Source organism: Streptomyces sp. NPDC050617 (assembly GCF_040654795.1).
Lineage (GTDB): Bacteria > Actinomycetota > Actinomycetes > Streptomycetales > Streptomycetaceae > Streptomyces.
The window spans coordinates 210,953-223,171 of the sequence record NZ_JBFAIS010000015.1; the positions used below are offsets into that span (position 1 = coordinate 210,953).

Sequence of the window (12,219 nt, forward strand, 5' to 3'; positions counted from 1 at the left end):
ACCCTGCCTCGACCTCGGCCCCTGCCTCGACCTCGGCCCCTGCCTCGACCTCGGCCCCTGCCTCGACCTCGGCCCCTGCCTCGACCTCGGCCCCTGGCCCGGACGAATGCTGCTCGTTCCCGCTTGCGCCGGGGGAGTACCGGCCGGGCGGGTGCGCGGGCCGCACGCGACCCGGCGTCGGTGCCCTCCTCCACGACCCCGTCGCCCCCGTACTGCACCGCGCCCGTAACGCACCGCCTCGTACTGCACTGCGCCCTGGGCTCCGTAACGCGGATCTGTTCACTTACGCCCTGCGGCGCCTGCCCGCCGATGTTCCGCTGCCCGCCGACACCCTGCGGGCCCGTCCTCATCCTCAGCTGCTGTGCCTACTGGATCGCATCGGGGGCGGCGCCTTGTGGCTCGCCCCGGAGCGGGAGGGCGGGCAGTCGGCTGGAGTTGCCGGGCACCCGGCTGTCCTGCCCTCGCCCGCTTTGCCGGCGTCCTGCTCGGGGGCATCTCCGCTCCCGCGGTACGTCCGGAGGGCCGCGCGGCGCCGCGTGGGTTGTTCGGACTGCTGTGTGCCTCCGCGGACAGCGCGACTACGCCGTCCGGGCTCGGTTGCCGGCGGCCGGGGCCGGGGCGGGCTGACGGATATCGGTGGCGGGGCCTGACGGCGGAGCCGGGCGTTCGCTGCGGGTGGGGTTGCGGCGATGCGTGCCCCGTCCCGGCGATGCGTGCCCCGCCCCGGCGATGCGTGCCCCGCCCCGGTGGTGCGGGCTGCTGGGACGAGGGCGGTGCCGTCGCCGGGCCGAGGCCCGCGATCACGGACCGAGACCCGCGGTCGGGTCGGTCCGGGCCGGGCTCGTGGCCACCGGCCGCAGCGTCGCGCGGACCGCAGCGTCGCCGGGTCGCCGGGTCGCCGGATGGCCGGGTGGCTCCGGGCTCGTGTCCGTGCGCGCCGCTGCGCTGCGCCCGGGAACGGGTGGTCGGCGACGGGGGTCGGCAGCGAGGGTCGGCGACGGGGGCGGTCGGCTTCTGTGCCTCGGGGTCTGGTGGGATGACGTCCCGGGTTGCGAATCGGGTCAGGCCGGCCGGTCCGGCCGCGGCCGCCGAGGTGTGGTTGTCGGGCCGGCCGCGGTATTGCGGTTCGTGGTGCTGTGCGGGGTCGCGCCGGGAGATCGCGCGTACGAGGCGCCTGGCAGGGCCTGTGCCCCGGTAGGGGGAGTGTCAGCGCGCCGAGGCCGGCCGGCGGCGCGTCGCCCGACGGGTACGTACTCGCCACGTACACCAACTGCTCTTCTTCGAAGGTTCCGCAGACTGCCCAGTAGTTCAGCTTGATGAACGCGCCGTCCGGCAGGCGCTGCTTGTGGTCGCCGGCGGACGGTGCCGGCCGGTTCGGTGCAAGGCGCGCGGCGCGTCGAGCGAATCACTCCTGCCCCAGGCTCGCCGCTGTCGAAGAGGCAGAGGCAGAGGCAGAGGCGGAGACAGAGGCGGAGGCGGAGGCGGAGGTAGAGGCGGAGGCGGAGGCTGAGGCGGAGGCGGAGGCGTAGGTAGAGGCGGGGGGCGCGGGAGGCGGACCGCGCTCCTACGGCACGGGCGTAGTGCACGGCACGGGCGTGGTGCACGGTATGGGCGTGGTGCGCAGGCGGCGCGTCTGGCGGGCTCCGGGTGCGGGTGTACGGGCCCGGTCCTAGCCTGGCCGTGAATGTCCCGGAAAATGTCCCGGATTACGGAGTCGGTCATGGAGTCGTCCACGGAGCCCGGTCGGTCCGCGGCGCGGGCAGCCGGCCGGGCCGGGCCCGGTCGCGCTGGGCCCGGTCGCGCTGGGCCGGGGCGGCGGGTGTCCGCGTACAACAGCGTGGCCCAGTTGCAGACCGATCTGTGGTGGTCGATCTCCGATGTCGCGCGCAGGCTGTCGCCGGCCGATGACGGGTCCGCCGGGCGTGCCGAGGCGGTGGGCGTCCTCGACGGGCATCTGGCGGATGCCGATGTGCTCACGCACTACTTCAGCTGTCCCGGGCCGGATGTGGCGCAGACGCTGCGGGCGCTGGCGTCGCAGGGGTCGTATGCCGAGCTGAGCCGGACGGCGGCGCGGATCGGCCGGGGGCTGATCGCCGACGTGGCGCTCTCGACGGTCGCGGCCCCGGATGCGCAGGATTCCGACACCGACAGCGGCGCCGACCGCCGTCCGCGGTTCGACGTGCTGGTGGTCGCCGGTCTCTCGGAGGCCGAGGCGGAGCGGATCCTCAGCGGGCTGCGCGCGTCGCGCCGTCGTGAGGATGCGTTCGTGTACGACGTGATCGCGGTGTCGAGTTTCGTCGACGCGATGGTGGCGGTCCTGGTCAACCCGTGGATTCAGGCGGTCGTGGTCCGGCCCGACTTTCACACCCGGTCGGACTTCGACCTGACGCTGTTGCGGGAGCTGCTGCCTGCGGTCGGGCCGCCGGATCTCGACTGCCGCACGGTGGCGGACCGGGCCGGTGCGCTGGCCCGCCGGGTCCGTGAGGAGCGGCCCGAGCTGGACCTCTATCTGGTCGAGCAGGCCTCGGTCGAGCAGCTCGCGACGGAGATCGGGCGCGAGTTCGACTCGGTGTTCCTGCAGCAGGAGGACGTCCTGGACCTGCATCTGACGATTTTGCGCGGCGTCGCCCGGCGGTATCGGACGCCGTTCTATTCGGCCCTGGTGGAGTACGCGCGCAAGCCGAGCGGGGTCTTCCACGCGCTGCCGGTCTCCCGCGGGAATTCGGTGGTCCGCTCGCAGTGGATCCACGACATGTGCGACTTCTACGGGCTGAACATCTTCCTGGCCGAGACGTCGGCGACGGCCGGCGGGCTGGATTCGCTGCTGGAGCCGCATGGTGCGATCAAGGAGGCGCAGGATCTGGCCGCCCGCGCCTTCGGCGCGCGGCGGACCTACTTCGTGACCAACGGGACGTCCACCGCGAACAAGATCGTCACGCAGTCGCTGGTGGCGCCGGGCGATGTCGTGCTGGTCGACCGCAACTGCCATAAGTCGCATCACTACGCGCAGGTGCTCGCCGGTTCCCACGTCGCCTACCTCGACAGCTATGCGATCGACGCGTTCTCCCTGTACGGCGCGATTCCGCTGGCCGACATCAAACGGACGCTGCTGACGTACCGGCGCGAAGGCAGGCTCGACCAGGTCTCGCTGATCTCGCTCACGAATTGCACCTTCGACGGCGTCGTGTACGACGTGGAACGGGTGATGGCCGAGTGCCTCGCGATCAAACCCGACCTGGTGTTCCTGTGGGACGAGGCGTGGTTCGCCTTCGCCCGCTTCCACCCCGTGTACCGGCGGCGGACCGCGATGGCCGCTGCGGCCCGGCTGGCCGAACGCATCGCAACAGCGGAATACCGGGCCGAGTACCGGCGGCATCTCCAGCGCATCCGAGGGATGTCCGACGACGAACTGGTACGTGAGCGGCTGCTTCCGGACCCGGACGCGGCCAGGATCCGCGCGTACGCCACGCAGTCGACGCACAAGACCCTGACCTCGTTGCGTCAGGGATCGATGATCCACGTGCAGGACGACGATTTCGGCCGGCGGAACGAGGAGGCCTTTCACGAGGCCTATATGACGCATACCTCGACTTCTCCGAACTACCAGGTGCTGGCGTCCCTCGACGTCGGCCGGCGCCAGGTCGAGCTGGAGGGGTTCGAGCTGGTGTCGCGCCAGGTCGAACTGGCGATGTCGCTGCGCGATCAGGTCGCCGGGCACCCGCTGCTGTCGAAGTACTTCCGGGTGCTCGACAGCAGTGAACTGATCCCGGACCCCTACCGGCAGCAGGGCGGGCCGTGCCCGTTGCACGCCGGGCCGGCGGCTATGGAAAAGGCGTGGAGCACGGACGAGTTCGTCCTCGACCCGTGTCGGCTGACCCTTGAGATCTCCGCGACGGGCCTCGACGGCGACACGTTCAAGCACGTTCAGCTGATGGACCGCTGGGGCATTCAGGTCAACAAGACCACGCGCAATACGGTACTGGCGATGACGAACATCGGCACGCCCCGCACCGCCGCCGCGCACCTGCTCCGGGCGCTCATCGGCATCGCGGAGGAATTGGAGGCCGCGGCCGGGCAGCTGGCGCCCGAGAAGAAACACGCGCGCGACCGGCGGATCGATGCGCTCAGTCACGATCATCCGCCGCTGCCGGATTTCTCGCGGTTCCACGACGCGTTCCGTGCCGAGCCCGCCGGCGAAGCGGCCGACGGGGATATGCGCAAGGCTTACTACATGGCGTATCGGGAAGAGCTGTGCGAGTTCGTCTCCTCCGGAGAGGCACGGCGCCGGGTCGCCGCCGGTCAGCCGGTCGTATCGGCGATCTTCGTCACCCCGTACCCGCCCGGCTTTCCGATTCTGGTGCCGGGTCAGGAATTCAGCGAGGACATCCTCGACTTCATGGACGCCCTGGACACCAAGGAGATCCACGGGTTCGACCCGGAATGCGGATACCGGGTGTTCGTTCAGTCCGCGCTGGCGGGAGACGCCGGCTGAGACCGGCAGCCGGGACCGCCGGCTGGGACCGGCGGCGGAGGCGGCCGGCGCCGCCCGGCTACAGCCCGAAGAACGCGACAGGGGAGCGGCGGCGAGGCCTTCCGCGGGTCCGCCGTGGCGGACCTCCGGCAGGGCCGGCGCAGGCTGGGCACCGCGAGGCCGTGCACTCGCCCGGGGAGGGCGCAGCACCGCCCCGCACCGCGCCCCCGTGGGCGAACTGGTCTGGTCAGTGGACGGCGCCGTTTTCGATGCACAGGACGCCGGCGACGATCAGGCCGATGCCCAGCCCCATGACCTTGGTGAGGGGTTCGCGGAACAGGACGCGGGCGGCGAGGGCGGCCAGCGCGATGCCGCTGGCGGCCCAGATGCCGTAGGCGGCCCCGAGGGGCATGCCGTGCCGGAGGGCCAGCGTCAGGAAGGAGAAGGCGAGCACGTACCCGGTACAGACGGCGATGTACCACTTCTTGGCGCCGCCGTGGGAGGCCATCCGCAGCGACAGCGTGCCGCAGAGCCCGGACAGGATCCCGCAGACGAGGAAGACCCCGTTCACCGTGCCGTTCCTTCCGTGCGGAGCCGGCGGGCCCGGGCGGCTTGGAGTCCGAGTTCCACGCACAGCACGCCGGCGATGACCAGGACGATCCCCACGCCCGTCGTCGCGGTCAGCGCGTCGCCGAAGACGACGGCGGCGAGCAGGGCGGTCAGGGCGACGCCGCAGGCCCCCCAGAGCCCGTAGGCCACCCCCAGCCCCATGCCTGCCCGTAGGACGCCGGAGAGGGAGGAGAAGGAGCCGACGTAGCCGGCGATGGCGAGGGGGTACCAGGCGGGGTGGTCCATGGCGGCCCGCAAGGACAGCGTGGCGGTGACTTCCAGCAGGATCGCCGCGGCGAGCAGCAGCCATGTCTTCATCGGGGCATCTCGTCCTTCAGGAGCGTTTCGGCGACGGTCAGCAGTTCGGCGCGGTCGCGGTCCGGGACGGGGAAGACGTCGGTGGCCGCGGCGGCCCAGTACGCGTCGGCCAGCAACCGCGCGGCGGTGAGCCGGGCGCGGACCGGTCCCGGGAGGGAGCCGGGCAGCGTGAGCCAGGGCGCCAGGCGCCGGACCCAGGTCGCGGTCAGGGCCTGCCGGTACAGGGCGTTGGTGTAGATCGCGTAGTCCGCGCGATCGAACCGCCCGCTCAGCGCCACCTCGACGTAGGCGCGGATCCGCTGGTGCGGCGAGGCCGTCTCGGGCGACTGCCCGAGACGGCCTCGCAACAACGCCTCCCAGCGCCCGGCGACGTGATCGACGACGCCGAGCATCAGGGCCTCCTTGGTCGGAAAGTGGTACATCAGCCCCGGTTTGGTCAGCCCCACCTGCTTGGCAGCGGCGTCCAGGGTGATCGCGCCTCTCTCGACCCGGAGCAGCTCGAGGGCCCCGTCCAGAATCCGGTCCTTCGTGGTACTCGCCATACCGCAACTTTACCATCCGGAAGGTAAAGTTCTTCAGGGGGGTGACGCCGGGTACTGCGGCACGCACCTCAGTCGCCGGCGCAACGACGCATCCCCCGCGAGCCCCGCCGCACGAGCCCCGGGCCCACCCGCACGGCCGCGCGGAACAGTTCCGCGCCGGCCGCGCCGCGCACGGGCGCCGGCCTGCCCGATCCGCACTCGCGGAGCCGTTCGCCCCGCACCATGACCGAGGAGCTCCTCCGCGTCAGACGCTCCGGGTCGAGGGGTGAAACCGACGTGATACGCGGCGAGTCAGATACCCTCTAACTTGTTGCGAAGTAGCAGCTGGTGGTAACTTGCCAACAAGTCGGATGGTTCCTTCTCCAGGGGTGGCGGGTGCTGCAGATCCAGATCGGCGCTGAACGCGCCGCGCATGCGGACGACCGCCTGGGACGGGCCACTGTGGGGTGGCGTCCCGGGATGAGCGAGGACGAGGCATGGGAGGCCGGCCGCGGCATCTGGAAGTTCAAGGCCGACCGGGCCCTGTCCCAGGACGAGGCGCAGATCATCAACACCGAGGGCACCGTGATCGCGGTCGCCAGGATCACGGGAATCTCCAAACACGGCGACCGCTACGCCCTCGAAGGCACCCTCCTGCGCGGCGACCCGCGGGTCGGCCGGCCCACCCCCAGCCCACACCTGTCCCGCAACCCCGTCACCTACATCTGAAGGGGCCCTCCGGTGAGTGACTTCGAGGCAATCGACTCGCTGCTCGACTCCGTCGGCCCGCAGGCCGAACTCCCGGGACCGCAGCGGCGGCGGGAACTGCGCGAGCAGGCCCGGCTGTCCAAGGCCCAGGTGGCCCGGACACTGGGCGTCAGCCCGAGCACCGTCACCGGGTGGGAGGGCGGCCGCGACCCGCTCGGCGCGACCCGCACTGCGTACGCCTACCTGCTGGACGGGCTGGCCGCCAAACTCGCCACCGCAGCCGAGCCGGGAACAAACCCGGCAGCCGAGCCAGGAACAAACCCGGCAGCCGAACCGGGAACAAACCCCGCAGCCGAACCGACCGCTCCACCGGCCGGCAACCCGGCACCCGACACCCCCACAGCGAAGCCCACGAAAGACAGCGACGAGACGGAGCCCGCGGCAGACGACGAGGTGGAGGCCCTCGCCGCCCCCGAACCATGCGTGCTCTGCGGCCACCCCGCCCGGACCCGCGTGGCAGGGTACGCCCAGCACCTGAACCCCTCCGACTGCCACCCCGCCGAACCCCCCACACCCACACCCACGTCCGCCCCCACACCCGCGTCAGCCGCACCGCGCACCCACACAGCACAGGCACCACCGCGTGAAGCATGCCCGCCGCATACACCACCCCCCTCCGAACACCCCAAGAACCCAGCCCCACGCAAGCGAGCCTTCCAAGAACAACCCGGCCCGGCCGACGCGATCCACCAGGCAGTGCAGAGCACCCTCGCCAAACACCACGGCGACGTCGAAACAGCCACCGCAGCACTGCTGAAAAAAGCCATCCCGGACGCGATGCAACTCCTGGACGAGACCCGCAAAGGCGCACGCTACGACGTGATCGCCCACCCCTGGATCCCCGACATCCTCAAGAAACAGACCTCCCGCGGCGCCGACCAGATCTGGGAAGCCCGCCCCAAATGGACCCGCCCCACCCTCCCGCCCGGCCACCACGAAGTGACCGCCCTCGACATCAACGGCGCCTACCTCTCCGCCCTCAAAACCCACCTGCCGATCGGCCAGCTGGAACACTCCACCACCGATACCCACGACCGCCGCCGCGCCGGCGTCCACCTGATCACCCCACCTGCCTGGCACCACGACGACGTCCTGCCCAACCCGATCGGCCAGCGCGACGAACCCGGCCCCCTCTGGGTCACCGAACCCACCCTGCGCCTCCTGCTACGCCTGTCCGGCCCCCAACACGCCCTGTGCGACCCGCCGAAAATCCACGAGTCCTACACCTCCGGCGCCACCGAGAACCTCCTGGAGAAGTTCCGCATCACCCTCAAGGACGCCCGCGACGCCGCGATCGCCCAAGACGACCCCGTCACGCTGGAATACGTGAAGGCGATGTACTCCAAGTTCGTCTCGACAATGGGGGAGAGCAACTACAACCGGGAGCTCTACCGCCCGGACTGGATGCACATCATCCGCTCCCAGGCCTTCGCCAACCTGTGGCTGAAGGCGCTCAAGGCCCATGACGAGGGCCTGACGGTCGTACGAGCGCTGGGCACCGACGAACTGCACATCACCGGCGACTGGCGCCGTGTCTTCCCCGAAGGCCGCCGCGTCACCGAGGTCAAGGTCAAAGACACCTACACCGCCGGCACCGGCACTACCGAGCACACGCAGACGGAAGCGGAAGGAGGGGAGTAGTGCCGGAGAAGAACATCGACTTCGGAAAGTTCGGCGCCCGAGGCATCAAAGGCAGCGACGCCGTGGCCCGCAAACTCGACGAACTCGCAGGCGGCATCGCCACCCCCGTGACCGCCAAACGCGGCCTGATGGCACGCCTGCACTACCTGACCAAATCCGGCAAGACCCGCCAGGCCGCGCGCGAGGCAGGCCTGACGGTCACCGACCGGACCCTGAAAGCATGGCTGGAGGGCAAACAATCGCCGTCGAAGGCCAACCTCACCAGGATCGACGCCGCATACCGCACGGTGCGCCGGCACAACGTCGCCCGTCACCTCCTCAAACGCCTGAACCGGGACGGCCGCGGCACCCGGGTGGAGATCCACCCCCTCAACCAGTCCGGCGTGCCATACCCGCTGCAGCGGGTAGTGGAACACCGGACGATGAACGTACGCCGCTGGGACCGGATCGTCGCCTCCTGGGCAGCCGGCGACCACCAGGACCTGGAGGACACCTGGACCGCCGATGTCCTACCGGACCTGGGCAGCCAGTGGGGGCAGTACGAATACGTCACCAACATCGGCTTCGCCGCATAGAAACCGACGCCACCGAACGCTGCTGCTCCCCAACACCCGCACCAGGGCGCACAGGGCGCGGAACGGCACAGGACGGCAACCCACTGGACCCGTAACCCAGAGGCCCCAGCCCGCACCCTGTCACCGCACTGCCGATCAGGCCCAGGCCCACGGACCCGGGCCTCCCGCACTCCAGCCGCGCTACCGGGGACTCCTGCGGGACACGACGGCGGACCAACGCATCCCGAGGGCATCGAGGTCCGCACGACGCTGCTCGGTGAGCGTCTCGGCACGCTTCCTGATGTTGTCGAGGACCATGCCGAGTTTCACCGCCAGGAACTCCTCAGCACCGGCCCGCCCCCCGCCCGACCCGCCGTCCGGCCCCAGCCGCTCGACATGCTTCCGGGGCACCTCCAAGTGGCCCTCGCGGGCGTGGTACTGGCGGGCGGCACGTAGATTGAGAGCCCACCTGCCGCTCTGCGTACGTTTCACGGGCCGCTCACTCTCGTCGGCCGGGGCGAGACCGAGGACGTTGGCGAGCAACCACTGCTGAACCGGCACGAGACCATCCCAGCCGAGGCGGCAGGCCCCCACCCAGCGGCCGAGGTCTTCCCCCTGCACCAACACCTCGCCCGCCGCCGCCGGCACCGACCCGCCGCCCTCGACATGAACCTGGGCGAGGCGGAAACAGCGCTGCCACCCGACATCCCAGGCCGGGCACCAGCCCGGGTCGACCTCCTCCAGCGCATCCCGCCGCGCCTGGGTGAGCGCCCCGGCGCCGGACTCGACAGGAAGGCCGGCCCCGCGCCGCTCGGCGAGGACATCCGCGAGCCGGGCCGCAGTGCGCTGGTTCTTCGCCCACACCCCGACCGGGTACCCGTCCCAGACGGCACCGGCCGGCGGCAGAAAATGCCCGTGAACCGCAGCCCAGGCACGGGCGGCGCTCAGTCCTTCCTCGAACGCGACGTCCTGATGCGACCAGACCATCCCCAGCCCGTCGAGCTCACCGACACGGGCCGCAACAAGACGCCCGGCCTTGCACAAACGCCGCTGGTCGGCCAGCCACGTCCCCAGCGGGAACCCGGCAGGCACCCAACCCTCGGGAGTGACGAAGTCGTACGGCACCCGCAACCGCACGGCCCCGGTCTCCTTCACATACCGCACGCACGCCTCGACCCCGCGCCGCCAGAAGGCATTCTCCGGCTCAATCACCCGCAGCTTCACGAACCGCGCCAGCAGCACCGGATCCCGCGGCACGGAAAACTTCAGCAGCTCCCGCGCAGACACACTCGGACCCTGCTCACCCTCCGACTGCCCCCGGCCCCCCTCGCCGGCACCAGCCCCCTCCTCCAGCTCGAAACCGCCGCTGCGCCGCCGGGAGTCGGCGAGCGCCTCGATGGTGTCGGTGTCGTGCGCGCGAAGCGCTCCAAGGATCTTCGCCAAGGTGTCGTAGGCCGGAGAGGTCAGCATTTCGTCCGGACTTTCACCCGGCGTGAGAAATACCGGAACGATCAGCGAAGCGACTTTCCCTTCGCCGGACTTCATACGCAGGGCGCGGCCGACCATCTGCACGATATCGACCATCGACCCACGCGCATCGCAAAAAGCGACGGAATCACAATTCGCTGTATCAACGCCTTCGCCCAGTACCTTCACGGAGCTGAGCACGCGCAGGGCGGCCGGCCGCAGCCCGTACTGGTCCTCGATGACGTCGGACGCGAACTCGGTGAGCACGGCGCGCCGGTGACCGGGGGAATGATCGCCGTACAGCCAGGCGGCCCACACCCGCTCCGGCGCCGGGAACCGGCGCGGATCGTCCTGCCAGAGCCGCTGCGCCACGTCGACGACGCCCTCGGCCATGGCCTCGGCCTCGCCGACTTTGCTGTGGAACGTCAGAACCTTGCGCAACCGCCCCTGCGCTGCTGCGGTCAGGACCCCGGTCTGCAGCGCCGCGAGCCGGGCCCCGCGCGCCATGCCCGAGCCGGAGCCGGCCCTCTGGTGGGCGTCGTGGAGTCCGGGATCGGTGATGTCGACGCACACGACCTGGTAAGGCGCGACCAGGCCGCGGCTGATGGCTTCGGACAAGGTCAGCTTGAACGCCACCGGCCCGAAGACGGCGGAGTCCGCATCCATGCTTGCGATCAGCTGAGGTGCCTCGTCGCGACGGCCTCCGGCGGTTTCCCAGATTCTGGCGGTGGCGGTCATGTAGAGACGGCGGGCAGCCGGGATCCTGGCCTGGTCGTGTACGGCCGCCCACGGCTTGCCCGCATCGCCGCTGGTGCGGTGGGCCTCGTCCACGACCATCAGGTCCCACACGCCCAGGCCCTGGGCATGGGCGCGCTGGAGGATGCCGAGGCCGACGGCGGCATAGGTGGCGAACACCGTCACCCGCTCCAGCCCCCGCGCCCACGCCACGAGCTCGGCCGGGTCCGTTGTACAGGGCACGCCGTCAGAATCCTCGGCCGGTAGCCGGCAGACTCCCATCACCGCCCCCGTACGGCCGGCCTCCCGCCACGCGGCCGCAGTCTGCGTCAGCAGATCCAGGGTCGGCACCAGAACCAACACCCGGCGCGCCCCCAGTTTTCCGGCGGCCTCGGCGGCGACCAGTGTCTTGCCCGAACCGGTCGCGGCGATGACCTGAGTCCGCAATCCCTCGGCGGGCATGTGTCCACCAGAGGGTGTCTGCAGAACGCGGAGGACGGCATCGACGGCCTCCACCTGATGAGGGAACAGTTCTTTCTCCGGCATGCAACTTCCCTTTATCGCTCGCGTCTGACGCTATCCGGGCCGTTAGAATCGGGCCATGCTGGAAATCAGAGGCCAGACGGTTGGATTTCTGTCCTCTTTTTGAACGGTTCTTGGGCCGTGTGTAACACCCCGTCTGGTGCTCCGGAGCCCTGTAGCGGGAGTGGCTTACATCTCCATAAGATAGCGGGCCAAGCAGAATGACGCATGCGATTCTCCGAGTGATTCTTATCTGATCTTTCATGTTACCCTGAAACCTCGCGGTGAACGCCCACCCGGCAGTTTCCGCTCATACTCCGCTCCAACGGCACGGTGACACCAGCCCACTGAGACCTCATCACCTGAGACGCCGTCACCCCGTTCTCCCTAGCCAGCCCCAGGAACACGCGGAGCGTGTTCCGTTAGGCCGGATCGCGGAGCGATCCGAGCCCGAGGCCAACGGAGTTGGCCTCCCGGGCCACGGAGTGGACCGGATCTCGGGACGAAGTCCCGAATACCGCACGGAGTGCGGTGCTGTCTTTCCGTCGCGTAGCGACGGCGCGTCGTGTCTGCGGAGCAGACCGCGCGCAGGAACGCGTTCGCGTCACGGACG

Annotated in this window: 8 protein-coding genes; 4 read left to right on the forward strand and 4 right to left on the reverse strand. The window is 70.4% G+C overall.

What is annotated here, in order from left to right:
- Positions 1-1,819: 1,819 nt before the first annotated feature.
- Positions 1,820-4,492, forward strand: a complete 2,673-nt coding sequence (locus AB0I49_RS21500; protein WP_363228612.1) for a beta-eliminating lyase-related protein — start codon at positions 1,820-1,822, stop codon at positions 4,490-4,492.
- 226 nt (positions 4,493-4,718) lie between these two features.
- On the opposite strand, the gene AB0I49_RS21505 is transcribed toward AB0I49_RS21500, so the two are convergent.
- Genes AB0I49_RS21505 through AB0I49_RS21515 form a run of 3 tightly spaced genes read right to left on the reverse strand, consistent with a single transcriptional unit; the run spans position 4,719 to position 5,940 of the window.
- Positions 4,719-5,042: an SMR family transporter gene (locus tag AB0I49_RS21505; RefSeq protein WP_357237406.1), complete on the reverse strand. Its 324-nt coding sequence runs from the start codon at positions 5,040-5,042 to the stop codon at positions 4,719-4,721.
- The gene (locus AB0I49_RS21510; protein ID WP_357237404.1) at positions 5,039-5,398 is read right to left on the reverse strand and encodes an SMR family transporter; all 360 of its coding nucleotides are present in this window, start codon (positions 5,396-5,398) and stop codon (positions 5,039-5,041) included. Before AB0I49_RS21510 ends, AB0I49_RS21505 begins: the two co-directional genes overlap by 4 nt.
- Positions 5,395-5,940, reverse strand: coding sequence for a helix-turn-helix domain-containing protein (locus tag AB0I49_RS21515; RefSeq protein ID WP_363228613.1), 546 nt, complete (start codon positions 5,938-5,940; stop codon positions 5,395-5,397). The genes AB0I49_RS21510 and AB0I49_RS21515 overlap by 4 nt, the downstream gene beginning before the upstream one ends.
- A gap of 459 nt (positions 5,941-6,399) precedes the next feature.
- Between AB0I49_RS21515 and AB0I49_RS21520 the strand changes: the two genes are divergently transcribed.
- From AB0I49_RS21520 to AB0I49_RS21530, 3 genes are read left to right on the forward strand one after another with little or no spacing between them, the layout of a single operon-like run.
- Entirely contained in the window at positions 6,400-6,648 is a 249-nt protein-coding gene (locus AB0I49_RS21520; RefSeq protein ID WP_363228614.1) for a hypothetical protein, read from the forward strand.
- Between the two features lie 12 nt (positions 6,649-6,660).
- Positions 6,661-8,328 carry a helix-turn-helix domain-containing protein gene (locus AB0I49_RS21525; RefSeq protein ID WP_363228615.1) on the forward strand — a complete coding sequence of 556 codons (1,668 nt, stop codon included), beginning with the start codon at positions 6,661-6,663 and terminating at the stop codon, positions 8,326-8,328.
- Complete coding sequence (locus tag AB0I49_RS21530; protein ID WP_363228616.1) at positions 8,328-8,903, forward strand: transcriptional regulator; 576 nt, start codon at positions 8,328-8,330, stop codon at positions 8,901-8,903. The genes AB0I49_RS21525 and AB0I49_RS21530 overlap by 1 nt, the downstream gene beginning before the upstream one ends.
- Before the next feature lie 180 nt (positions 8,904-9,083).
- Here AB0I49_RS21530 and AB0I49_RS21535 read toward each other — a convergent pair whose 3' ends face one another.
- Positions 9,084-11,630: a Helicase associated domain protein gene (locus tag AB0I49_RS21535; RefSeq protein WP_363228617.1), complete on the reverse strand. Its 2,547-nt coding sequence runs from the start codon at positions 11,628-11,630 to the stop codon at positions 9,084-9,086.
- Positions 11,631-12,219: the final 589 nt, after the last annotated feature.